The sequence below is a fragment of the Phocaeicola massiliensis B84634 = Timone 84634 = DSM 17679 = JCM 13223 genome (assembly GCF_000382445.1).
GTDB classification, from domain to species: domain Bacteria; phylum Bacteroidota; class Bacteroidia; order Bacteroidales; family Bacteroidaceae; genus Phocaeicola; species Phocaeicola massiliensis.
The window spans coordinates 1,604,492-1,629,815 of record NZ_KB905472.1 but is presented as its reverse complement, the minus strand read 5'-3'; the positions used below and the strand labels follow the sequence as shown (position 1 = coordinate 1,629,815).

General features: G+C 43.5%; 18 protein-coding genes and 1 pseudogene. 10 read left to right on the top strand and 9 right to left on the bottom strand.

Features of this window, described 5'->3' with window-relative positions:
* The first annotated feature begins 33 nt into the window (after positions 1-33).
* Positions 34-1,701 (top strand): formate--tetrahydrofolate ligase, encoded by a 1,668-nt coding sequence (locus tag HMPREF1534_RS12130; protein WP_005938922.1) that lies wholly within the window; start codon positions 34-36, stop codon positions 1,699-1,701.
* Between the two features lie 146 nt (positions 1,702-1,847).
* Here the strand turns inward: HMPREF1534_RS12130 and HMPREF1534_RS12135 are convergent, their stop codons facing one another.
* Positions 1,848-2,750 carry a helix-turn-helix domain-containing protein gene (locus tag HMPREF1534_RS12135; protein ID WP_005938919.1) on the bottom strand — a complete coding sequence of 301 codons (903 nt, stop codon included), beginning with the start codon at positions 2,748-2,750 and terminating at the stop codon, positions 1,848-1,850.
* 218 nt (positions 2,751-2,968) lie between these two features.
* Between HMPREF1534_RS12135 and HMPREF1534_RS12140 the strand changes: the two genes are divergently transcribed.
* From HMPREF1534_RS12140 to HMPREF1534_RS12150, 3 genes are read left to right on the top strand one after another with little or no spacing between them, the layout of a single operon-like run.
* A complete protein-coding gene (locus tag HMPREF1534_RS12140; RefSeq protein ID WP_018452747.1) occupies positions 2,969-4,072 on the top strand; it encodes an efflux RND transporter periplasmic adaptor subunit in 1,104 nt (367 codons plus the stop codon).
* A gap of 17 nt (positions 4,073-4,089) precedes the next feature.
* Positions 4,090-7,287, top strand: a complete 3,198-nt coding sequence (locus HMPREF1534_RS12145; protein ID WP_025066838.1) for an efflux RND transporter permease subunit — start codon at positions 4,090-4,092, stop codon at positions 7,285-7,287.
* A 12-nt stretch (positions 7,288-7,299) separates the two neighbouring features.
* Positions 7,300-8,661, top strand: a complete 1,362-nt coding sequence (locus HMPREF1534_RS12150; RefSeq protein WP_005938907.1) for a TolC family protein — start codon at positions 7,300-7,302, stop codon at positions 8,659-8,661.
* 954 nt (positions 8,662-9,615) lie between these two features.
* On the opposite strand, the gene gcvP is transcribed toward HMPREF1534_RS12150, so the two are convergent.
* From gcvP to HMPREF1534_RS12175, 4 genes are all read right to left on the bottom strand, one after another.
* Positions 9,616-12,465, bottom strand: coding sequence for an aminomethyl-transferring glycine dehydrogenase (gene gcvP, locus HMPREF1534_RS12160; RefSeq protein ID WP_005938898.1), 2,850 nt, complete (start codon positions 12,463-12,465; stop codon positions 9,616-9,618).
* Between the two features lie 112 nt (positions 12,466-12,577).
* Entirely contained in the window at positions 12,578-13,216 is a 639-nt protein-coding gene (locus tag HMPREF1534_RS12165) for an MBL fold metallo-hydrolase (RefSeq protein ID WP_005938894.1), read from the bottom strand.
* A 21-nt stretch (positions 13,217-13,237) separates the two neighbouring features.
* Positions 13,238-13,864, bottom strand: a complete 627-nt coding sequence (rsmG, locus tag HMPREF1534_RS12170; protein ID WP_005938890.1) for a 16S rRNA (guanine(527)-N(7))-methyltransferase RsmG — start codon at positions 13,862-13,864, stop codon at positions 13,238-13,240.
* Between the two features lie 8 nt (positions 13,865-13,872).
* Positions 13,873-14,733: a DUF3298 and DUF4163 domain-containing protein gene (locus HMPREF1534_RS12175; RefSeq protein ID WP_025066854.1), complete on the bottom strand. Its 861-nt coding sequence runs from the start codon at positions 14,731-14,733 to the stop codon at positions 13,873-13,875.
* Positions 14,734-14,910: 177 nt separating this feature from the next.
* Here HMPREF1534_RS12175 and HMPREF1534_RS12180 point away from each other — a divergent pair, with 177 nt between their 5' ends.
* Entirely contained in the window at positions 14,911-17,124 is a 2,214-nt protein-coding gene (locus HMPREF1534_RS12180) for a heavy metal translocating P-type ATPase (RefSeq protein ID WP_005938884.1), read from the top strand.
* Positions 17,125-17,258: 134 nt separating this feature from the next.
* On the opposite strand, the gene HMPREF1534_RS12185 is transcribed toward HMPREF1534_RS12180, so the two are convergent.
* Together HMPREF1534_RS12185 and HMPREF1534_RS12190 are read right to left on the bottom strand one after the other, a co-directional pair.
* Entirely contained in the window at positions 17,259-17,816 is a 558-nt protein-coding gene (locus HMPREF1534_RS12185; RefSeq protein ID WP_005938882.1) for a hypothetical protein, read from the bottom strand.
* 89 nt (positions 17,817-17,905) lie between these two features.
* On the bottom strand, positions 17,906-18,556 hold the full coding sequence (locus HMPREF1534_RS12190; RefSeq protein ID WP_005938878.1) for an HD domain-containing protein: 651 nt from the start codon (positions 18,554-18,556) through the stop codon (positions 17,906-17,908).
* Between the two features lie 64 nt (positions 18,557-18,620).
* On the opposite strand from HMPREF1534_RS12190, the pseudogene HMPREF1534_RS21230 reads away from it, so the two are divergent.
* Positions 18,621-18,992: pseudogene (locus HMPREF1534_RS21230) on the top strand (GNAT family N-acetyltransferase); the annotation flags it as partial.
* A gap of 69 nt (positions 18,993-19,061) precedes the next feature.
* Positions 19,062-19,715, top strand: coding sequence for a lipoyl(octanoyl) transferase LipB (gene lipB, locus HMPREF1534_RS20915; RefSeq protein ID WP_025066853.1), 654 nt, complete (start codon positions 19,062-19,064; stop codon positions 19,713-19,715).
* A 23-nt stretch (positions 19,716-19,738) separates the two neighbouring features.
* Here lipB and HMPREF1534_RS12195 read toward each other — a convergent pair whose 3' ends face one another.
* Together HMPREF1534_RS12195 and HMPREF1534_RS12200 are read right to left on the bottom strand one after the other, a co-directional pair.
* Positions 19,739-21,043 (bottom strand): Na+/H+ antiporter NhaC family protein, encoded by a 1,305-nt coding sequence (locus tag HMPREF1534_RS12195; protein ID WP_005938874.1) that lies wholly within the window; start codon positions 21,041-21,043, stop codon positions 19,739-19,741.
* A gap of 175 nt (positions 21,044-21,218) precedes the next feature.
* Positions 21,219-22,298, bottom strand: a complete 1,080-nt coding sequence (locus HMPREF1534_RS12200) for a LacI family DNA-binding transcriptional regulator (RefSeq protein ID WP_005938873.1) — start codon at positions 22,296-22,298, stop codon at positions 21,219-21,221.
* 244 nt (positions 22,299-22,542) lie between these two features.
* Here HMPREF1534_RS12200 and HMPREF1534_RS12205 point away from each other — a divergent pair, with 244 nt between their 5' ends.
* The 3 genes from HMPREF1534_RS12205 to HMPREF1534_RS12215 all read left to right on the top strand — a co-directional run bounded on the left by HMPREF1534_RS12205 (position 22,543) and on the right by HMPREF1534_RS12215 (position 25,290).
* Positions 22,543-23,565 carry a sugar kinase gene (locus tag HMPREF1534_RS12205; protein WP_005938871.1) on the top strand — a complete coding sequence of 341 codons (1,023 nt, stop codon included), beginning with the start codon at positions 22,543-22,545 and terminating at the stop codon, positions 23,563-23,565.
* Positions 23,566-23,598: 33 nt separating this feature from the next.
* Positions 23,599-24,273, top strand: a complete 675-nt coding sequence (locus tag HMPREF1534_RS12210; RefSeq protein WP_005938869.1) for a bifunctional 4-hydroxy-2-oxoglutarate aldolase/2-dehydro-3-deoxy-phosphogluconate aldolase — start codon at positions 23,599-23,601, stop codon at positions 24,271-24,273.
* A gap of 198 nt (positions 24,274-24,471) precedes the next feature.
* Positions 24,472-25,290 carry a M48 family metallopeptidase gene (locus HMPREF1534_RS12215; RefSeq protein ID WP_025066852.1) on the top strand — a complete coding sequence of 273 codons (819 nt, stop codon included), beginning with the start codon at positions 24,472-24,474 and terminating at the stop codon, positions 25,288-25,290.
* The last annotated feature ends 34 nt before the right edge of the window (positions 25,291-25,324 follow it).

The following is a 25,324-nucleotide window of genomic DNA, read 5'->3' as shown; positions in this document are numbered from 1 at the left end:
TTATATTACCTTTGCCGCCTAAAATTAAAGAAAATGAAATCGGATATTGAAATAGCACGCAGCATTGAGCTGACAAAGATTAAACAGATAGCCCGCGAAACCGGAATTCCTGTTGAACACATTAGTAATTATGGCCGATATATAGCCAAAGTAGATGAAAACCAAATTGATGAAGAAAAGGTACGAAAGAATAATTTGATTCTGGTAACTGCCATCACTCCGACTAAAGCCGGTATCGGGAAAACAACAGTTTCTATCGGATTGGCATTGGGATTGAACAGGATTGGCAAGAAGGCCATCGTTGCTTTGCGCGAACCTTCATTGGGGCCTTGTTTCGGTATGAAAGGCGGAGCAGCCGGAGGAGGATATGCCCAAGTCTTGCCAATGGATAAGATCAACCTTCATTTTACGGGAGACTTTCATGCGATTACCTCTGCTCACAACATGATTTCGGCCTTGCTTGATAATTATCTTTATCAAAACCGGGACAATGGATTTGGTTTGAAGGAAGTGTTGTGGAAAAGAGTATTGGACGTAAACGACCGTTCTTTGCGTTATGTTGTTACCGGATTGGGACCGAAAACAAATGGTATCACACAGGAGTCAGGATTTGATATTACTCCGGCCTCAGAGATAATGGCGATTCTTTGTCTTGCCAATGATGAAGATGATCTTCGCCGTCGTATTGAAAATATTCTGCTTGGCTTTACATACGATAACAAACCTTTTACGGTGAAAGACTTAGGGGTGGCGGGAGCAATCACGGTGCTTTTGAAGGATGCTCTTTCACCTAATTTGGTGCAGACAACCGAACATACGGCTGCTTTTGTACACGGAGGTCCATTTGCCAATATAGCTCATGGATGCAATTCCATCCTTGCAACCAAGATGGCAATGACTTTCGGTGATTATGCTATTACGGAAGCCGGCTTTGGAGCTGATCTCGGTGCAGAGAAGTTCTATGACATTAAATGCCGCAAAGCCGGAATTACCCCGAAATTGACTGTACTCGTTGTTACGGCGCGCGCCTTAAAGATGCATGGCGGTGTTCCTCAAGACAAGATAAAGGAACCTAATTTGGAAGCTCTGCAAAAAGGTATTGCCAATATGGACAAGCATTTGCGTAATTTGGAGTCTTTCGGACAGACGGTACTTGTTGCCTTCAACCGTTATGGTGACGATACTCAGGAAGAAATAGATTTTCTTCGTACCCATTGTGCAGAGAAAGGTGTTGCTTTTGCTGTCAATAATGCTTTCACTCAAGGAGGAGAGGGTGCAGTGGAACTGGCGGAACTTGTTGTAAAGACTATCGAAGAACAGCCTTCCGAACCATTACACTTTGCTTATGATAATGAAGACAGTGTAGAAACGAAGATTTCAAAGGTGGCGTCTCATCTTTATGGTGCGGATATTATTACTTACAGTGCCGCTGCGCGCAAGAAGTTGAAGCATATTGAAGAACTGGGATATGCTCATTTCCCTATTTGCATTGCGAAAACACAGTATTCATTCTCTACAGATCCTAAACTTTATGGTGCAGTGGAGGGCTTTGAATTCCATGTGCAGGATATTGTGATGAATGCCGGAGCAGAGATGTTGGTTGTTATAGCCGGAGAAATCATGCGTATGCCGGGGTTGCCGAAAGAGCCGCAAGCACTTCATATTGATATTGTAAACGGAGAAATAGAGGGTTTGTCATAATCCCTTTTCTGTGTTTTGGCTTTTATTTGGTTATCAATTTAATCTTCTCTTAGCACAGATTGATACAAAACGCTTCTATGCTTTTGTGCAATCTGTGCTATTCATTAAATAATTTCATCCACAGTTCTTATGCAGGAAAAATTATACTACTTTTCTTTTTCGTCCCGATATTGCTGGGGAGATACTCCAAGATGAGCTTTCACATATTTACCGAAGAAAGACTGATTGGGGAAATTAAACTCCTCTGCTATTTCCTTGATGGACTTATCTGAATTTCTCAGTTGATATTTAATGTGCTCCATGGTATATTCGTTAATCAATGTCGACGGATTTTTACCGCAAGCATCTTTGATGACTTTAGAAAGATACTTGGGAGTGTAGAACAGGGCATCGGCATAATAGCTCACCGAGCGGTGCATTCCATTGTCTTTCGATAACTTTTCAATGAAACGGCGAAATATGTATTCATGCTGTTTCGTTTCGTTTTTATTCTCTGTTTCATCTTTAGGAACTTCTTTGGTGACAATTGCGATAATTTCACATAAGATGGACGAGAATATATATTTCATGGACTCTCTGTGATAGGGATGAGGTTCACTGTTAATCTTAGTCATTATCAAATCTTCATAGTATCGAAAGATTATATACTTATTTCCCTCTACATGCTTGATTGGATTATTGCGCAGATAAGTGGCTGTGTTCCATTCATTTTTTCCCATCTTGAAGACGCGTTGCAGAAATTGAGTGGAGAAACCGATGATGCTTATTTTGTGTTGAGGACTCAGCATGGTATGGCTGATGATGACGGACGGTAGCCCGAAGATGAGGTCGTCTTTTTGCAACTGATAGGTTTTATCATTCATATCCAACTGAATGCTGCCTTCCAAACAGGAAATCAGAAGAAAGCAATTCAGCCTCACCGTTCCGTTGCTGTAAGGGACATTCTCTAAACTGTTTATCACCATAAAGTCATCGTCTACATAGTTTACAAAGTTCTCGTTTGTTTTAAAGTCCTCTATACTGACATTTTTTATTATTCCTTTTTCCATACTATTCCTTTTTTAGTTGCTACAAAGTTGGTGAATAATAGGATAATCAATGTGTCCCATAATGCGTAAATGCTGTCCGATATTTCCCTGTTATGCAGTGATTTATTATTAAAAAAGATGAATGGAGAAAATAGAACATAATCAGAGGAATATAGGTCACTCGGTCTTTCCGGCTTTGGTCTACTTTTGTTGTCAGTTTTTTAATAAAGACAATCAATATGATAACAGTAAACAAAAAATGGATGCGACTGATGGGAGTAATCGGTTGCACATTGTGGATGTCCTCCTGTAAACAAGCACCGGAGGCGCAAACTAGTGCTAACTATGCAATAATGAAAGTAACTACTGCCGATAAGGAATTGTCTACTTCCTATTCGGCAACGATTCGCGGGCGGCAGGATATTGATATTTATCCGCAAGTATCGGGCACTATCGAACGACTCTGTGTTTCTGAAGGTGAAAAGGTACGCAAAGGGCAGTTGCTTTTCATTATAGATCAAGTGCCTTATAAAGCGGCGCTGACAACAGCCCTTGCCAATGTGGAAGCGGCTAAGGCAGGACTTGCTACTGCAGAATTGGCCTATACCAGCACAAAGGAACTGTATGTCCAAAAGGTGGTTTCGCAGTATAACCTGAAAACGGCCGAAAACAATTATCTCACTGCCAAGGCACAACTCTCGCAGGCACAGGCACAAGAAGTGAGTGCCCGAAACAACTTGTCGTATACTGAGGTAAAGAGTCCGAGTGACGGAGTGGTGGGCGCATTGCCTTTCCGTGTTGGTGCATTGGTGAGTCCCGGCATACAACAGCCGTTGACAACGGTTTCCGATAATTCAGATATGTATGTTTATTTCTCGATGACCGAGAACCAGCTTCTTTCCCTGACCCGTCAGTACGGTAGCATGGACGAAGCGCTAAAAAATATGCCTGAAGTGGAACTCCGTCTCAATGATAATTCAATATATGATGAGCATGGAATTATTGAATCTATCAGCGGAGTGATTGACCGTCAGACAGGTACGGTAGTGGCGCGTGCCGTTTTTCCGAATGAGTCAAGATTGTTGCATAGTGGCGCATCGGGCAATGTGGTCATTCCCAGTGTCTATAAAGATTGTATCGTTATTCCACAAGGCGCAACAGTGCAGATGCAGGATAAAACAATTGCTTATAAAGTGGTGGATGGCAAGGCTGTCTCTACATTAATATCTGTAGCCGGTATCAATGACGGACGCGAGTATGTCGTGCTCGATGGATTGAAGGCGGGTGATGAGATTATTTCCGAAGGTGCGGGTTTGATACGCGAAGGAACGGTGGTTAAATAAGAAGGAGAATAAGAATCATGAAAGGAAATATATTTATAAAAAGGCCGGTAATGGCCATATCCATTTCTATTCTGATAGTGGTGATTGGATTGATTTCCCTTTTCTCATTGCCCGTAGAGCAATATCCCGATATCGCTCCTCCCACTGTGCAGGTATCTGCTACCTATACAGGTGCCGATGCCGAAGCTGTGATGAATAGTGTAATCATGCCATTGGAAGAAAGCATCAATGGTGTGGAGGATATGATGTATATCACTTCTACTGCTACAAATGCAGGTACGGCTACCATCGAGGTGTATTTCAAACAGGGGACAGACCCCGATATGGCGGCCGTCAATGTACAGAACCGAGTGTCCAAAGCGCAGGGGTTGCTGCCTGCCGAAGTGACGAAAATCGGTGTGATGACGCAGAAACGCCAGACCAGTTTCTTGCAGATTAATGCATTGGCAAGCACCGACGGACGTTATGACAAGATATTCCTGGGAAATTATATGGATATCAATGTGATTCCTCAAATCAAGCGTGTGGAAGGAGTAGGAGATGTGATGATGCTGGGAGATACGTACAGTATGCGCATTTGGTTGCACCCGGAACGTATGGCACAATATGGTCTTGTGCCTTCGGATGTAACAGCCGTATTGGGCGAACAAAATATAGAGGCACCTACCGGTTCGTTGGGTGAGAATTCAAAGAATGTGTTTCAGTTCACCATGAAGTATCGCGGACAACTGAAAAGCGTGGATGAATTCCGGAATACCGTAGTTCGTGCACAAGCCGACGGTTCTGTGCTCCGTCTGAAAGATGTGGCAGATGTGGAACTGGGTACACAGACCTACAGTTTCAGCAGTGAGATGGATGGCAAGCCGGCTGTAATGTTTATCGTATTCCAGACGGCCGGATCAAATGCTACCGCCGTGAACGAATCGATTTCAAAGAAGATGAAGGAAATGGAAAAAGATTTGCCTCAGGGTACTGAGTTTGTCAACATGATGAGTTCCAATGACTTCCTTTTTGCTTCTATACATAATGTGGTGGAAACACTGGTAATCGCCATTATTTTGGTGGTTTTGGTTGTGTATTTCTTTCTTCAGGATTTCAAGAGTACACTTATTCCATCCATTTCCATTATTGTATCGTTGATTGGAACCTTTGCTTGCCTGATGGCTGCGGGCTTCAGTATCAATATCCTGACGCTTTTCGCATTGGTGCTTGCTATCGGTACGGTGGTGGACGATGCCATTGTGGTGGTGGAAGCTGTCCAGTCCAAGTTCGATGTCGGATATAAGTCTTCTTATTTGGCAACAAAGGATGCCATGGGAGATGTGACGATGGCTATTATTTCATGTACCTGTGTCTTTATGGCAGTATTTATTCCTGTTACATTTACAGGAGGAACTTCCGGGATTTTCTATACCCAGTTTGGTATCACGATGGCAACCTCTGTGGGTATCTCCATGATTTCGGCTCTGACTTTGTGTCCGGCGCTTTGTGCCATTATGATGCGTCCGTCGGACGGAACTAAAAGTGCAAAGAGTATCAACGGACGAGTGCGTGCTGCCTATAATGCTTCGTTTAATGCCGTATTGGGAAAATATAAGAAAGGAGTTCTTTTCTTTATCCGCCATCGGTGGATGGTATGGGCTTCACTGGCTATCACGACAGTACTGCTGGTTTATTTCATGGGTACTACCAAAACAGGCTTGGTGCCTCAGGAAGATCAGGGCGTTATCATGGTAAACATTGCTACTTCGCCGGGCAGTACCCTCGAAGAAACGAATAAAGTAATGAATAAATTGGAAGATATCTTGAAAAAGACACCTGAAATAGAGCACTATTCACGTGTGGCAGGATATGGATTCCTTTCCGGTCAGGGAACTTCATACGGTCTGATTGTGATTCGTCTGAGAGACTGGAGCGAACGAAAGGGTAACGAACATACATCAGATGCGGTGGTGGCACGGCTTAATGCGCAGTTCTATCAAATTAAGGATGCGCAGATATTCAGCTTCCAGCCCGGTATGATTCCCGGATATGGTATGGGTAACTCCATCGAACTGAATCTTCAAGACCGAACAGGCGGTGATATGACTACCTTCTATAACTCGGTGATGCAGTTCCTCGGTGCACTCAACCAGCATCCCGAAGTAGCGATGGCTTATACGTCATACGCCATGAACTTCCCGCAGATATCGGTGGATGTGGATGCAGCCAAATGCAAACGTGCCGGTATTTCTCCCTCGACGGTACTTGATGCATTGGGCAGTTATTGTGGTGGCGCGTATATCTCTAATTATAATCAGTTTGGAAAGGTATATCGTGTTATGATGCAGGCTTCGCCCGAATATCGTCTGGATGAGCATGCCTTAAATAATATGTTTGTACGCAACGGCTCGGAGATGGCACCTGTCAGTCAGTTTGTTACTCTGAAGAAAGTGTTAGGACCTGAAGTAGCCAATCGCTTTAACCTCTATAGTTCTATCACTGCCAACGTGAATCCGGCCGAAGGCTATTCTTCCGGTGAAGTGCAGAAAGTGATTGAAGAGGTGGCGGCGCAGACTCTGCCGACAGGTTATGGTTATGAATATGGCGGTATGGCGCGTGAGGAATCAAATAACGGTGGCGGAAAGACACTGTTCGTTTATGCTGTGTGCGTATTGCTTATTTATCTGATTCTGTCCTGTCTCTATGAAAGCTTTCTTGTTCCATTTGCCGTCATTCTGTCCGTGCCTTTCGGACTGATGGGAAGTTTTCTGTTTGCGAAACTCTTTGGATTGGAGAATAACATCTATTTGCAAACCGGTGTGATTATGTTGATTGGATTATTGGCAAAGACGGCCATCCTGATTACAGAATACGCTATCGAACGCCGCCGCAAAGGTATGGGTATCGTAGAATCTGCTTATTCTGCTGCGCAGGTTCGTTTACGCCCTATTCTGATGACAGTCTTGACTATGATTTTCGGTATGCTTCCGTTGATGTTTTCTACCGGTGCAGGTGCTAATGGAAACAGTTCATTGGGCACCGGTGTTGTGGGTGGTATGGCTGTTGGAACACTGGCATTGCTTTTTGTTGTTCCTGTTTTCTATATCATCTTCGAGTTCTTGCAAGAGAAGATTCGCAAGCCGATGGAAGAGGAACCCGATGCGCAAGTTTTGTTGGAAAAGGAAAGAAGTCATGCGGAACAGAGTACTTTTGGCAATGAAAAAAAGAAATAATGTAAGAAGAATATGAAGAAAATACTATTACTGACTACCGTTACTGCTTTGTTGAGCAGTTGCGGTATATACACCAAATATCAGCCCGAAACGACAGCCCCCGATAATCTTTATGGTGAAGGAACGGCAGTAGTCGACACCGCTAATCTGGGCAATGTGGATTGGCGTGAATTATTCACCGATCCGCGATTGCAGGAACTTATTGAGCAAGGATTACAAAGCAACACCGATTACCTGTCTGCACAGCTTCGTGTAGAAGAGGCGAAAGCCACGTTGCTTTCTGCTAAATTAGCTTTTCTTCCTTCATTTTCTCTTGCTCCACAAGGTACAGTGAGCAGCTTTGACAAGCAAAAGGCTGTGCAGGCTTATTCTTTGCCCGTTACCGCCAGTTGGGAACTGGATATTTTCGGTCGTATGCGTAATGCCAAGCGTCAGGCAAAGGCTTTGTATGCTCAGAGTCAGGACTATCAACAAGCGGTTCGTACTCAATTGATAGCAGGAATAGCCAATACTTATTATACCTTGTTGATGTTGGATGAGCAACTCTCGCTGACTCAACAAACCGAACAGGCATGGAAAGAAACTGTTGTCTCTGCACGTGCCTTGATGGAAGCGGGACAATACAATGAAGCGGGAGTTTCACAGATGGAAGCAACTTATTATAGTGTTCAAACTTCTATCCTCGACTTGAAGGAACAAATTAATCAGGTAGAAAACAGTCTTGCGTTACTCCTTGCCGAAACGCCTCGTCATTATGAGCGCGGAACATTGTCTGCACAGCATTTTACGCAAGACCTTTCGGTAGGTATCCCCATGCAGATGCTTGCCAATCGTCCCGATGTCCGTTCGGCAGAACGTTCACTGGAAGCAGCTTTTTACGGAACAAATCAGGCACGTTCTGCGTTTTATCCTTCCATTGTGTTGAGTGGAAGTGCCGGATGGACTAATTCTGCAGGAAGCATGATTGTTAATCCCGGCAAGTTCCTGGCTTCGGCTGTCGGTTCACTTACTCAACCATTGTTTAACAGAGGTCAGGTTATTGCTCAATACCGCATATCAAAAGCACAACAGGAAGAAGCTCGTCTCTTTTTCGAACAGGCTCTTCTGAATGCCGGCAGTGAGGTAAATGATGCTTTGACTGCTTGTCAGACAAGTCGCGAGAAAACGGTATTATTTGACAAACAGATAGTATCTCTGCAAAAGGCATTGAAAAGTACTTCCTTGCTGATGGAGCATGGGACGACAAACTATCTCGAAGTCTTGACTGCCCGACAGACTTTGCTGAGTGCGCAGCTTTCGCAAACAGCTAACCGTTTCACCGAGATACAAAGTGTGATTAGTCTTTATCAGGCGTTGGGAGGAGGAAGAGAATAGGAAAAATCTACTGTTATCTTCATAGCGATGAAGGCTGAAAGGGCTGTTCGGAAAGTGATTTTAGAACAGCCCGCTTTAAACACCAAGGTCTTTTCTACCTCTGTCTTTTCTCCATCTTCTCTTTCAACAGAGATTTTCATTTTTACTGTCACTGCTACTAATTTGAATGGTGGAAAATTAGAGCTGAAGGATATACGTCGGGTCACTTATTATTCTTGGGGATTTAAATATCATATCACAAACAAAGGGAAGAATAAGCCGTTTCCCGGGGGCGGGTAAGGCCTTTTTAACGGAAGATTATTACAGTCTGCGGCAATGGACTGTACAGTCTGCTACAGTGGACTGTACGGTCCACTGCAACGAACCATACAGTCCGCTGCCGGAGACTGTAGTAATCCGACGGACAGACAGGCATAATCGAAAGGACGAAAACGCTTGGTCCGGCTAATGAAACGGCTTAGGAAACTCAAAAACGCATGCGGGGGTTGAAAACCGGAGGAGACAACATCAGGGGACAGGTATTTGATTGATATGTTAAATTCCCAAGAATAATGACTGACCTTATACGTCATTTCCCGGTGTGGTATAAGGAACGAGGATTACCGAAAGCATACAAAGTATATCTTGCAAGGATTTGTCTTCTGCAAGGTCGCATGTGGAAATCTATAGTTTAAAGGAAGGTAAAAATATAGATAATTTAGAGTTGGACGAGTTGATAACTGATTTTACTGTAGGTCCTGATGGTATGATTTATGGATATAATCCATTTTCAGAGGAATATCTATTCATGTTTTGTAAATCTTCTGAATAAGATAATCTTTGCCTTTCAAATGAACTCTTGCATTGTATTGATATTAAAAACAGTCCATGTTCTTACTCTGAAACAGACTTTGACATGGGCTGTTTTATTTTATTGTAGGCGGCAGACTGTAGCCGCCTATAATTGGGGGATATTTACTCAAACTTTCCGTAGCGGGTCGGCAAAAGTTTGCGGTCGCCCAACGTATTATCTACTCTCGCTACATTAATCCAGAACTTGTTCTCGCGTACTGTTTCTATAGGATAAGCAGCCTTTTCGCGGCTGTAGCTGTGGTTCCATTCATTGGCAACTACTTCGTATTCGGGATGCGGAGCGTTGAGCAATACATTGTCTTCCTTGTCTGCTTTGCCTTCTTTCACTTCTTGAATTTCTTGCCAGATAGTCTGCATTACATTCACAAAGTTATCCAGTTCCCACAGACTTTCACTTTCGGTCGGTTCGATCATCAAAGTACCGTGTACGGGGAACGACAGGGTAGGTGCATGATAACCGTAGTCCATCAGGCGTTTGGCAATGTCGTTTTCGCTGATGCCTGATTCCTCGTGCAGGTAACGGCAGTCCAAAATCATTTCGTGACCTACGAATCCTGTCGCTCCTGTGTAAACAATGCCGTAAGTGTCTTTGAAACATGCAGCCAGATAGTTGGCGCTCAGGATAGCAGTCTTGGTGGCACGTGTCAGTCCTTCGGCACCCATCATGCAGATGTAACCGTATGTGATGGGCAGGATACCTGCACTGCCGTATGGGGCAGAGGAAACTTCGTTGGTGCTGTTGCCGAAAATGGAGTGTCCCGGAAGGAACGGAACCAGATGCTCGGCCACGCACACCGGACCTACGCCGGGACCGCCGCCGCCGTGAGGACTGGCAAAGGTCTTATGCAGGTTAAGGTGGCAGACGTCTGCACCGATAGTGCCCGGATTGGTCAAACCTACCTGTGCATTCATGTTGGCGCCATCCATATATACTTGTGCACCGCACTTATGAATAATTTTACATATCTCAGCTATTTCGGGTTCAAAGATTCCGTGGGTGGACGGATAAGTAATCATCAGTGCTGCCAACTCATCTTTGTGTTCTTCTGCTTTGGCACGCAGGTCTTCTACGTCTACATTACCTTTGTCATCGCAGGCACAAGTGACGGTAGTGTAACCGCATTGTACAGCCGATGCCGGATTGGTTCCGTGAGCCGAAGCGGGAATCAGTATTTTGTTGCGGTGTCCTTGACCGATGCTTTCCAGATATGCGCGGATGACACGCAGACCGGTGTATTCGCCTGCTGCACCCGAGTTTGGCTGGAGAGTGATTCCTGCAAATCCGGTGATGACTTTCAGTTGTTCGCTTAAGTTATTGATGAGCATCTGATATCCTTTTGCTTGGTCTTCAGGAACTAACGGGTGAATGGCCATCCATCCTAAGTTGCTCAGAGGAAGCATTTCTGAAGCGGCATTCAGTTTCATGGTACATGAACCGAGCGAAATCATGGAATGCGCCAAAGAGATGTCTTTGCGCTCCAGGCGTTTGATGTAGCGCATCATTTCTGTTTCGGTGTGGTATTTGTTGAATACCTCGTGTGTCAGGAATGAAGTGCGACGGCGCAAGTCGCGGTTCAGCGAAGATGCTTCGGGAATGTCGGTCACTTCCTGCATGGTTTCTTCGGCGGCAATAGAGAAGATGGAGAGCAGGAGATTGACATCTTTCAAATCGGTTGTCTCATCGATGCTGAAGCCTACGTCACCATTGTCGTAGTAACACAAGTTTACTTCCTTACTCAATGCAATTGTGCGGAGCTTTTGTGCCGATACGTGGTCGGGAAGGCTGAAACGCAAGGTGTCGAAGAATATTTCGTTGTGCTGCACATAGCCCAGACGAGCCAAGGCTTTGTTCAGCCAAGTGGTGATGCTGTGGATACGTTTGGCAATGTTCTTGATTCCTTCTTGGCCGTGATACACAGCATAGAAGCCTGCCATTGTAGCGAGCAATGCCTGTGCGGTACAGATGTTGGAAGTTGCTTTTTCACGTTTGATATGCTGTTCTCGGGTTTGTAAAGCCATGCGGTAGCAGATTTTGCCATACTTGTCTTTGGACAGGCCGATGATGCGTCCCGGCATATTGCGCTTATATTCGTCGCGTGTGGCAAAGTAAGCTGCCGACGGACCTCCATAGAATAGAGGAATACCTAATCGCTGGGTGCTTCCGAATACGATGTCTGCTCCCCATTCGCCCGGAGGCAGGAGCAGGGCAAGACTCAGGATATCTGCATCTACTGCCACTTTACAGTTGGCTGCATGTGCTTTTTCTACAAACTCGCGATAATCTTCCACGCTGCCGCTGGCATTCGGATATTGGATAATGCAGGCAAAGATTTCGGGAGTAAATTCCAGTTCTTTGTAGTTGCCTACCTGTATTTTCATTCCTTGCGGAATGACGCGTGTCTGGATGACTGCCAGATTCTGTGGGAAAATGCTTTCGTCCACAAACAATACATTGGTGCCTTTCTTTTGCTGGTCACGGCTGCGAAGTCCGTACATCATGGTTGCCGCTTCTGCTGCTGCTGTCGCTTCATCCAGCAGGGAGCAGTTGGCAAGAGGCATAGCCGTGAGGTCGGATATCACGGTCTGGAAGTTCAGCAACGCTTCCAGGCGTCCTTGCGAAACTTCTGTCTGATAAGGAGTATAAGAGGTGTACCATGCAGGATTTTCAAACACATTGCGTTGGATAACGGCAGGAGTGATGGTGTCATACCAGCCCATGCCGATATAAGAGGTGTAAATCTTGTTTAGAGAGGCCAACCCTGCAATGTGTTCGGCGAATTCGCGTTCGGTCATCGGGGCTGCCAATGCCAATGGTTCTTTCAAACGAATTTTAGACGGAATAGTCTTGTTAATCAGTTCATCAAGGCTTTTCACGCCTATTTTCTCCAACATAGCGGGAAGGTCTGCTTCCTGAATACCGATATGTCGGTCGGCTAATAAATCTGTTTTCATGGTTTAATAATAGGTTTATATTTTTAATATCGTATTTGCTGTCCACAGGTCATTCCGAGTCGGTTTTCCGGTATTCGGAGTAATTTCCGGAACAGCAGGATTTATCTTCTCTTTATCTGAAGAAAGGATTGTTTTTCTTCTCGATTCCAATAGTGGTCGGGTCGCCGTGTCCGGGGTAAACTGTAGTATCGCCGGGCAGAACGAACAAACGGCTGCAAATATGTTCACGCAACTCGTCGAAGTTTCCTCCGGTGAGGTCTGCACGGCCGATGCTTCCCTGAAACAACACGTCGCCGCTAAACAGGCAGTTCTCTTCTTTGCAGTAATAAACGATGCTGCCGGGGGAATGACCGGGTACGTGGATTGCTTCCAACTTGGTGTTTCCGAAGGTGATGACATCTCCGTCGCATACATATTTTCCTAGTGGAACAGGTGGTTCGGGCAATTGGAAACCGAACATCCGTGCTTGTGCATCTGCTTGGTTCAGCCAAAATTCGTCTGCTTGGTTGGCTTCCGCCTTTAAACCATATTCTTTCAGCAGAAAAGGATTACCGAAAATGTGGTCTAAATGCAGATGTGTGTTCAGCAGATGTTTCACGTTCAGTCCGTTGTCATCGATATATTTCTTCAATGCCTGCTTCTCTTCTTCGTAAAAACAGCCTGCGTCGATGATAACCGCTTCCTTTGTCTCGTCCGATAGTATATAACAGTTTACCGGAAACATGTTGAACTCGAATCTCTTTATTCTCATGGCGCTTTAATCTATTATAATTTAACCGTTGATGGTAACGTAAACTACTTTCTTGGTCTCAAAAAAATCTTCGTCGAATTCCTCTTTCAAGTCATATATCACAGTTTTGTGCTTCACAGGCATTGTTTCCTGTCCCAATTCTCCTCCTTTCAGGCAAATCAGTCCGTTGGGAAGCGCATTGTGTTGCTCTTGTGAGATGTTCTTGCGGATTATTTTTATCAAATCTCCCAAAGGCATGACTGCGCGGCTTACGACGAAATCGAATTTCTCTTTTTCTTCTTCGGCACGACAATGGCGGAAAGTGACATTGGTCAGTCCGATGGCACCGGCCACTTCGGTCGCTACTTTTACTTTCTTTCCGATACTGTCTACCAAATGAAAGTTAGTTTCGGGAAAGAGGATAGCCAAAGGAATGCCCGGAAAACCGCCGCCTGTACCGAGGTCCATAACGTGTGTGCTGGGAGTGAAGTTTATCACTTTGGCAATGCCCAACGAATGGAGTACGTGGTGTTCGTAAAGGTTGGTAATGTCTTTACGTGAAATCACGTTGATTTTGCTGTTCCAATCGGTATATAAATCATACAGGGCGGCAAATTGTTCTTTTTGCTTCTCTGTGAGGCGGGGAAAGTATTTCAATATTAATTCCATTCTGTTTCTTAGTTGTTGGTTTGATGTATCATGTATTTTTCTATTTCTGCATAAGGCAGTGAAAGAACAATGGTTCCCATTGCATAGGGAGCGATATCATATTTGTTGTATAAGAACGATGCTTCGTTTTTCTCCAACAGGAAATTGTCGGGCACATACATATTGGTTGAATTCAGTATTCCTTCATTTTGCAGGTCTTCCAAGGATTGAATATTGCTGTTATCCAGTTTGGTTGCCATTTCTTTTATCAGTTTTTCCAGCAACATTTTACTCATTGGAGTTTCCGAACCAGCCATAAATACATCTTTCAATGTCAGTCGTTTACCGGTATTCTTGTCAAAGTTTAGCCAATTTTCCCATTGGTTGGGATGTGCTCCTCCCGAATATTCGAAAGTGACAGCTGTATAATTCAGAACACCTTCTTTGCCATCTTTGAATTGAGTGGTTAGGCTGTATTCGTAATTGTACCACGAAGGGAGTTCGTCTTTTGAGGTACCGTTCTTGACATCTTCCTTATATAAATCCGCTACACTGTTACGGTATTCGCGTACATACACATTCTTAAACGAGTCTATAGCAGCCTGCGGTTCCATTTCGGCATACTTCTTTCCTAAAATAGTGGACTGGACAGTGTGATTAATTTTATGTGCAATGGTGTCATTGCCATTTTTTTCTGCTAAATAAGCGTAATCAATAGTCATTTTGCAGGCAGGAGAGGTTGTATTATCTTCCAAATGTACATCCTCTTTCAGATTTATATATTCTATTGTACTGCTATCAATTTGTTTTTGTCCGTTACATCCTGACAATAAAAAGCAGGAGACAATACATGTTGTTGCAACAGACATCATTATATTTCGTCTTTTCATGTCTTTTTGTTAATTAATATGGGTATTCTGTCTAAACTTTCTCCACAAATATAGAATAACTTCGTGAATTGTCCTCTTAAAAAACGAAAATATATTTGTCTTTTGGCAACTGAGTTGCATGAACTTTTTCCTAAATTTGTCCGTTGAATGATAGATAGGAAAAAAAGAAAAAGATATATGAGCAAGATTACAAAGAAAGTATATCCCGTCATGGGGATGCATTGTGCGGCGTGTGCCAATAATGTAGAAAAAATAGTAAAGAAACAAGAAGGAGTAGAGGATGCATCGGTTAATCTGGCTGCTGCTGTCCTGACTGTGGATTTCAATTCTGATGTCGTTTCACCGGAACAGTTGAAGGATGCAGTGATGAAAATCGGTTTCGATTTGATAATCGATGAAGACAACTCTATGGAAGAACAGGAAGAAGCAGAACATTCCTATTATGAACAACTACAGCGAAAGACTGTAGTGGCGTGGATATTTGCTTTGCCGGTAGCTTTTATGGGAATGTTTTTTATGGATTTTCCGGGCATAAACTGGTGGATGCTTGTGTTGTCATTGCCTGTGCTGTTTTATTCCGGACATGCTTTTTATGTTAACGCATGGAAGCAAGCTAAACATTTTACCAGTAATATGGATACTTTAGTGGCACTGAGTACTTCTATCGCTTTCTTGTTTAGTCTGTTCAATACACTCTATCCTCGGTTCTGGTATGAACAAGGATTGGAGCCTCATGTATATTATGAAGCTGCAACAGTGATTATTGCCTTTGTACTTGTAGGAAAGCTGATGGAAGAAAAAGCGAAAGGAAAAACTTCTATGGCGATTCGTAAATTAATGGGGTTGCAACCGAAGACGGCCCGTATTCTGCGCGATGGTAAAGAAGAGGATATTCTTATTTCTGAATTAAAGAAGGGTGATAAGGTAAGTGTACGTCCGGGCGAACGTGTTCCGGTGGATGGACTTATTGTAGAAGGAGATACTTTTATAGATGAGAGTATGATAAGCGGTGAACCCATTCCGGTAGAAAAAAAGTTGAATGATAAAGTGCTTGCCGGTACGATAAACCAAAATGGTGCTTTTGTTATGAGTGCAGAGAAGGTGGGAAGAGAAACGGTACTGGCACAGATTATCCGCATGGTGCAGGAAGCACAAGGTTCAAAGGCTCCCGTACAACGCATTGTAGATAAGGTTACTGCTGTTTTTGTACCGACGGTACTGGCAATAGCTATTCTTACTTTTATTGTTTGGATGATAGTGGGTGGGGTGGATGATTTCTCTTATGCGATGCTCTCGGCTGTCTCTGTATTGGTTATCGCCTGCCCCTGTGCTTTAGGATTAGCTACGCCTACTGCTTTGATGGTTGGTATAGGTAAAGGAGCTGAAGCTCATATTCTGATTAAAGATGCTGTGGCGTTGGAGCAGATGCGAAAGGTGGATACGGTAGTACTTGATAAAACCGGAACTGTAACAGAAGGTCGTCCGACAGTGACAGGTTGGTTGCATGATGCCGGTTGGGTAAACGAGCATAAAGGCATTTTGTATGCAGCGGAATTGAAATCCGAACATCCGTTGGCACTTGCTATTGTAGAGGAATTGAAGAAGGATGGCAATAAGCCTGCCATTATAGATTCTTTCGAAAGTCGTACGGGGCGCGGTATTGTTGTGACTCGCGGAGGTAAGACATATTGGGCAGGCAGTCATCGTCTGTTAAATGATTTCGGCGCAAAAGTATCCGACCTGCTGAAAAGTATGGTGGAAGAATACGAGCGTAGTGGCAAGAGTCTGGTTTACTTTGGCGAGGAAAGTACGTTGTTGGCCGTTATTGTCATAAGCGATAAGGTGAAGCCGACATCTATTCAGGCAGTGAAACAGATGCAGGCAGAAGGCAAGTATGTTGTGTTACTGACAGGTGACGGACATCTGACAGCACAAAATGTGGCGGGAGAAATTAATGCCAACCGTTTTATAGCCGAAGCTTTACCTGATGATAAAGAAAATGTGATTAAAGAACTACAGCGTGAGGGCAGGTTGGTTGCCATGGTCGGTGACGGAATCAATGATTCGCAGGCCTTGGCCCGTGCCGATGTGAGTATTGCGATGGGTAAGGGTACGGATATTGCAATGGATGTAGCAATGGTTACATTAATGACCTCAGATTTGCTGTTGCTCCCAAAGGCGTTTAAATTATCTCGTAAAACAGTAAGGCTGATACATCAGAATCTTTTCTGGGCATTTATATACAATTTGATTGGTATTCCTATTGCAGCAGGTATCCTGTTTCCGATGTATGGCATCTTATTGAATCCGATGATTGCCAGTGCTGCCATGGCTTGCAGTTCGGTTAGTGTGGTGTTAAATAGTTTAAGCCTAAATTGGCGGAAACTGTAAACTGTTTTTTTATTATGAGGCTGTCCAAAAAGCTAGACTGCTTTGTTATCTCGGACAATGTGAAGAATGACAGAGCAGAGAAAGATAGTGCAATATACCTTTGGAGACAGTCTCATAATAAAACAATAAATCAATCAGTAAGGTGTCGTTCGTCCTCTTTGTACTTCTATACGGATACCGAAATTACCATTCTCCGATTTCATCTCGAAAGCACCGTTAAAGTTATTCTTTTCCCACGGCAGTGCACTTGGGTTTCTAACTTTATTACCATCCGCATCATATTCTCCATAGGTTGTTATTTTCCATCCGTTTTTGAGTTTGAAAGTAGCACTTTGCAGGGTAGGAGGCATAGGGCCGAAACCATAAGCTCCGAATCCATACATTCCGAAGCCGGAATATCCACGTGAGAATATTGTAGCATTTTCTTTTCCGTAAGTGATATTCGGGTCAAGCTGAAACAGTTTATAATAATCTTTGGAGCTTTTCACACTGTGGGCATCATAAGTGAGCTGTGGAGGTATCAGACGCATGGGGGTTGCTATTTTCATCCCCATATCCAGAATAAAACCGTCATCATATATTTTGTAATTATCCATAGATATGCCGTGGATGGTGTCGGTCGGTACTTCCGACTGTGCAGAGGCCGCCAAAGATAGTAAATACAATGAGACGGATAATATAAACTTTTTCATAATTCATAAACATTCTGTTGTGACAAAGATAACTCTTCTTTCTGTAATCCTGTAGACACTTTCGTAATTTTTAGGAATAAATAGTTGTGTTATTCTCTTTGTTGTATCTCCTCTTTGTAGAGTCTTTCAAAGATGCTTCTTAATTTGCTCTCATCTGTCAATATAGCACGCAACTTTTCCAACTGGTAGGCATTGGAAGATTGGGGTATCCATAATTTTAGGTATCCTCCGTAGGCATATTTGCTTCGCAGGTGGGCAACGGCATGCTCGTATTGTGCTTCTTCGTCCAGTTCGGGATAGTTGGATAAACCATATTGGATGGCACGGCGCAGACTCACCTCGGGATTGATAATCCGGTCGGCTTCTGCCACAATTTTCCCATACATACTTCGAGGAGCCTGTTTGTTTGACGCACGATGGTCTTCCACGGCTTCTTTCATGGTTTGTAGTTGTGCTTCACTAAACCATTTCCGTAGTTTTTCGTCGGCTGCCAGAATCTTTCCCGAAATCAGGTGATGGAATTCCCGCCCTTCGCATAAGCCCAAATCATGGTAGGCTGCAATGGTATATACCATGGCGGGCTCTACTTCATAATATTGTGCCAGCTTCATGCTTTCTTCTATTACTTTTTCGGCATGATTCAGACGATGAGCCTTGTCAAAAGTCGCATATTGGGGAAGAATGTTTATTTCGATATATTCACGTAGGTCTGTTGGTATTTCTTTATTGGATAATGCCATATTCTTTAGCTTGTTTGGAGTTGCAAATATACGATAAATATCTTTTCTTTGCAGAAAATAATGAATGCTTATGTGTGTTACTTTATCTACTGCTGATGATTTTGAAGAACTTACCGAGCTGTGGGAAGCGTCGGTGCGTGCTACTCATCATTTTATCCCCGAACAATATATTCTGAAGCTCAAACCGTTGGTGTGGAGTGTTTATCTTCGTAGTATGCCTGTTTACACGGTGCGAGGACCGGAACGGATAGAAGGCTTCATGGGGATAAACGGGGATATGCTGGAGATGCTTTTTGTGCACCCTCAAGCTATGGGAAAGGGAGTGGGGAAGAAATTACTGAAGTATGCCATTAACTCTTGTCGCGTGCGTTATGTTGATGTAAATGAACAGAATGAACAGGCTTATGGCTTTTACCGTCACTTAGGATTTAAGGTGATAGGCAGAGATGCTACTGACGCGTCAGGTGAACCGTATCCTATATTACATTTAAAATTAAAGGAAAACATGAAAATAGAAAATTGGGGAACAGTACCTTATTCCGAGGCTTGGGAAAGGCAGACTGTGCTTTTCAATGCATTGGTGGAAGCAAAGCAGGAAGGAAAACCATACGAGAACAGAATCATTTTTGTGGAACATCCACATGTCTATACGTTGGGGAAGAGCGGAAAAGATGCGAATATGTTGTTGGGTGAGGCACAACTGCAAGCTATTGGTGCAACGCTTTATCATATCGACAGGGGGGGAGATATTACCTATCATGGTCCCGGACAACTGGTTTGTTACCCTATTTTGAATCTGGAAGATTATCATTTGGGTTTAAAAGAATACATTCATGTATTGGAGGAAGCGGTGATTCAGGTTTGTGCTTCGTATGGTATAGAAGCCGGCAGAGTAAAAGGAGCGACAGGCGTATGGCTTGCCATCGGAACTCCCCGGGAACGGAAGATTTGTGCTATGGGGGTGCGCAGCAGTCATTTCGTTACGATGCATGGACTGGCATTGAATGTCAATACGGACTTGCGTTATTTTGGGTATATCAATCCATGCGGATTTATAAATAAGGGAGTGACTTCTTTGCAGAAGGAATTGGGCAAAGAAGTTCCGATGGAGGAAGTCATAGAACGTCTGAAGCAGGCATTGTGCACGCTGTTATCATAATGTGTCAAAAGTGTAGTAACATTTTAAGAGTAGCGCTTCGGATAGCGGAGTATGATACTCAGCAGGGCAAATATTCCGATGGTAACCGGATAGTATAAATACTCGATTACGCTCAATGGTGACAATGCTGCCAGTTTGGAAGCTATTAACATTTGTGCTCCATAAGGAATAATTCCCTGGATGACACACGAGAAAGTATCCAATATGCTTGCACTTTTGCGCTTATCCACTCTGTAGCGGGTAGCTATGTCGTTTGCCAACGGTCCTACAGTGATGATAGCTATTGTATTGTTTGCCGTACAGAAATTGGCAATACTCACTAATGTTGCAATGCATAATTCTGCACCTCGTTTGCTATTTACGTGTTTGGTGAGTTTTTGGATAATATAATCCACTCCACCGTTAAAACGAATCAGTTCCAGCATACCGCCTGCCATGAGTGTGATGATAATTAAATCACCCATTCCTGTGATACCTGTTCCCAGAGAACCAAACCAATCGAAGAAATTGATGCTTCCGGTCAGTATTCCGATGATTCCTGTGGCGGCAATTCCCAAAATGAGCACTAGGGTCACATTCATACCGGCAATGGCTGTTCCCAGCACCACCAGATATGGAGTAACTTTTACCCATTCCACCGACTGTATTTGGGGAGTAGTCATAATATCCATTCCTCTGAAGATATAATAGCTGAATACAATCAATGCTGCCGGCAAAGCAATCATAAAGTTTACCCGAAACTTATCACGCATGGCACACCCTTGGGTACGTGTGGCTGCAATGGTAGTATCCGAAATAAAAGAAAGATTATCGCCGAAAAAGGCACCTCCCACCACAATACCTACCATAAAAGCCAGGTTCATGTCTGTTTTTTCGGCAATGCCTACCACTACGGGAACTAATGCTACAATAGTCCCTACTGAGGTTCCGATAGAAATGGATATAAAGCAGGCTGCTAAAAAGACACCTGCCAATAAGAGGTTGTCAGGCAATAAATGGAGCGTCATATTAACAGTTGCATCGATGGCGCCTATGTCTTTTGCACTTTGGGCGAAAGCGCCTGCCAGAATAAAAATCCATATCATTAACATGATGTTTTTATTGGCTGCACCAATGGAGTACTGCAACATTCGCTCGTTCAGGCTCAGTCCTTTGGTGATGCAGATGGCATATACCGAGGAAATCATGAATGCAACAGTTATGGGAACTTTATAAAAATCATCTACAATGATAGAGGTTACCAAATAAAGACACAGAAATACCAGTAACGGACTAAGTGCCCATAGACTGGGTTTATTGGTTATAGGGGTTAATTTTTCACCGTTCATGAATTTCTATTTTTATAAATGGGGTGCAAAGTTACAAAAAAGACTGTTCTATACCTCGTCAGCGGAATTAATTTATCCTTTTTTGGGTTACTCTTTCCCCATTTATATCTCCATTCGGAACGATTGAAACATCACTTACGGTAATTTGAATATATTGTTCCCTATATGTCAATTGTCAGATTTGTTTTTTATAGGCATCCAAATAGAAATCTATATTTTCTATCGTCAGCAAGGTAATGGGCATATAGTTGCACTGTTTCACTTCTTTTTTGAAAATGAGATGATTACAAAGGCTTTCCACACCACTGTATCCCTGAACGGACGGCTGCTGTGCTATTAAAAAATCCACAGCTCCTTCTTTCAGGCAATATACATTACGGCTCAGCAGGTCATATCCCATCAACTTAAAGTCTTTTTTGTTGTGCTTTAATAAATATTCACCTACAATGTATACTTTGGAGTTGAATGTGATGCCGCAATTGATTTGAGGATGTTCATTAAAGAAGTGTTGCAGCAGTATCTCGTCCTCGTCGGGGCGTTTGGCGTAGAGGTTTAATTCAACAATCCGGCAATCGGGGAAATGCTCCTGCATATATTTTCTGAACCCTTTCTCTCGATTTTCCTGTTGGTTAGAACCTAATCGTCCTTCATTAATCTGGCGGAACACGACAATTTCTTTCGGCTTTTCTCCCAGCATCATTGCCATGCGTGCGGCAAAATACCCGCTTTGTTCTGATTTCTGTCCGAAGAAGGCTAATGGCCGGAGGCTGGGTACATTGGAATCGATGAAGATGTAAGGGATTTCTTTCTTTTGCAGCTGCTCAATAAATTGTGACGTAATTTCGGGAATGGTGGGCGCCACCAAAACTCCGTCTACTTCCCGGGCCAATATTTCTTTGCCGGAATTTGTGAAAGAGGCATACTCGTATTGATCATAATAGGAGATAGAGAGCGTGATATGGAAATCGGAAAAGGTTTCCACTGCACGTTTTATGCCGGCTTCCACGTCAGTCCAATACTCTCCCTCCTTATGCTGGGGAAACAGACAGACAAACTGATATTTCTTGTTTGAAGCTAATGCACTGGCATACATATTGGGTTGATAGTCCAGTTGTTTCAAAATTTCTTCCACTCTCTTCCGGCTGGTTTCCGAAACTCCGGTGCGGCCATGCAACACACGGTCTACTGTGCCAACCGATACGTCCGCTAAGCGGGCAATATCTTTAATTCTGATTCTTTCGGGCAGTTTATTCATATACCTTATTATATATAGTGTATTCGGATACACTAATAAATTACTTTTTTCATCTACAAATATATAACAATTTTTGGTTTTAAAAAAATAAATAGTACCTTTGTGCACGCACACGAATAAAATATCCGGGTAGAAGATAGAGCGAAGATATTAAAGTCTTGGCAATTATCGGATAGGAGAACAGTGTTTTGGTAATTTGTAAAATGAAACGAATAGATAAATAACAATTTAAAATCATGTAATTATGGGAAAAATAGTAACCTTAGGTGAAATCATGTTGAGGCTCTCAACTCCGGGAAACACACGCTTTGTACAGTCTGATTCATTTGATGTAGTTTATGGCGGTGGTGAAGCAAACGTGGCAGTGAGCTGCGCCAACTATGGTCATGAAGCTTATTTTGTGACAAAATTGCCGAAGCATGAAATTGGTCAGTCTGCTGTCAATGCTTTGCGTAAATACGGTGTGAAGACTGATTTCATTACTCGTGGTGGCGACCGCGTGGGTATCTATTATTTGGAGACGGGAGCGTCAATGCGTCCCAGCAAGGTTATTTATGACCGTGCACATTCGGCTATCTCAGAGGCCGACCCCACTGATTTTGATTTCGATGCTATTATGGAAGGTGCCGACTGGTTTCATTGGTCAGGTATTACTCCCGCCATTTCCGACAAGGCTGCCGAGTTGACCCGATTGGCTTGCGAAGCCGCCAAACGTCATGGTGTGACGGTTTCCGTAGACCTCAACTTCCGCAAAAAACTGTGGACAAAAGAAAAGGCACAGTCTGTCATGAAACCGTTGATGAAGTATGTAGATGTATGTATCGGCAATGAAGAAGATGCGGAACTTTGCCTGGGTTTCAAACCGGAAGCAAATGTAGAAGCCGGCGAAACGAATGCCGAAGGGTATAAAGGCATCTTCAAAGCAATGGCGCAGGAGTTTGGATTCAAATATGTTATTTCAACCTTGCGTGAGTCGTTTTCTGCTTCTCACAACGGTTGGAAAGCAATGATTTATAATGGTGAGGAATTTTATGAATCAAAACGTTATGACATCAATCCCATTATTGACCGTGTGGGTGGTGGCGATTCATTCTCGGGAGGCATTATTCATGGATTGCTGACAAAACCCAACCAAGGTGCGGCTTTGGAATTTGCTGTTGCAGCTTCTGCTTTGAAGCACACCATCAATGGGGACTTCAATCTGGTTTCTGCCGAAGAAGTAGAAGCATTGGCAGGCGGTGATGCCAGCGGACGTGTTCAGCGATAAGAAGTTATAATTTAATTTGTAAGATAGTAAGAGATGGCAAGATTTGATAAGATAGCCGTATTGAACAAGATTGGTTCTACCGGCATGGTTCCTGTGTTCTACCATAAAGATGCAGAAGTGGCAAAGAAAGTGGTAAAAGCCTGTTATGAAGGCGGTGTTCGTGCGTTTGAATTCACTAATCGTGGTGATTTTGCTCACGAAGTATTTGCCGAGGTAGTGAAATATGCAGCTAAGGAGTGTCCCGAAATGGCAATGGGGGTCGGCTCGGTAGTCGATTCTGCTACGGCAGCACTGTATCTTCAGTTAGGGGCAAATTTCGTTGTCGGTCCGTTGTTCAATCCTGAGATAGCCAAGATTTGCAACCGTCGTCTGGTGGCTTATACTCCGGGATGTGGAAGCGTGTCTGAGGTGGGGTTTGCACAAGAAGCAGGCTGTGACCTTTGCAAACTGTTCCCCGGTGATGTACTTGGTCCGAAGTTGGTAAAAGGTCTGCTGGCACCGATGCCTTGGTCTAAACTGATGGTGACCGGTGGGGTAGAACCTACTCAGGAAAATCTTACTTCATGGATTAAGGCAGGTGTTTTCTGCGTAGGTATGGGCTCTAAGCTTTTCCCGAAAGACAAAGTGGAAGCGGAAGATTGGGCTTATGTGACTGCAAAATGTAAAGAAGCTTTAGGATACATCGCCGAAGCTCGTACTAATAAATAACAGGTGCGTCAAAAGTAAGTTGGCCTGTCATTTTGTTTAAAGGTGTGTATAAAAAAGGGGTAAAAGCCATCGCAGACTGAGTTTGCGGTGGCTTTTCGTTTAAAATATCAATGAAAAGATTGGCGGATAAACGATAATTTCGTTCTTTTGCCTAATATTTAGAAATAGAATTAAGAACCATTAACAACTCACATGAAAATGAAAAAGACTTTGATGAAACTGGCAGTTGTACTGTTGTGTATGACCTGCTCTGTACCTGCAATGGCACAGTTCAATTTGAAAAAAGCCGTAGGTGGCGCTGTGAAAGCTGCAAAGGCAGTTACGCTGACCGATGAGCAGATGAGAGAATATGTAAAAGAATATATTGACTGGATGGACAAGCACAATCAGGTATGTGCCGATGATGATCCATACACAGTCCGTTTGAAAAAGCTGACCGAAGGCTTGAATGAAGTGGAAGGCATTCCTTTGAATTTCAAGGTATACTATGTGATTGATGTGAATGCGTTTGCATGTGCTGATGGCAGTGTCCGTATTTTTTCTTCTCTGATGGACATCATGAGTGATGAAGAGTTGTTGGGTGTAATCGGTCACGAAGTAGGGCACGTGGCTCACAAAGATTCCAAGAACGGTTTCCGTACTGCGTTGCTGACTTCAGCTCTGAAAGACGGCATTTCTTCGCAAGGTGGTAAGGCTGCTGCACTTACAGAATCTCAGTTGGGTGATTTGGGCGAAGCATTGGTTAATGCCACTTATTCACAAAAACAGGAGCGTGAGGCTGATGATTATGGTTATGAGTTCCTGAAGAAAGCAGGGAAAAATCCGTGGGCGATGGCTTTGTCTTTCCAAAAGTTGAAACAGTTGCAGGAAGAAGCCGGTGCACAGAAAAGCAGCAAGCTGAATCAGTTATTCTCTACTCATCCTGATCTTGATGCCCGCATCAAGCGTATGGAGGAAAGAGCGACCGGAGAAGGTATCGAAAAACCGGAGAATAAAGCACCGGAGGCAGCCCGATAAGACCGGTCATAACCTGAAATATAATATATGATAT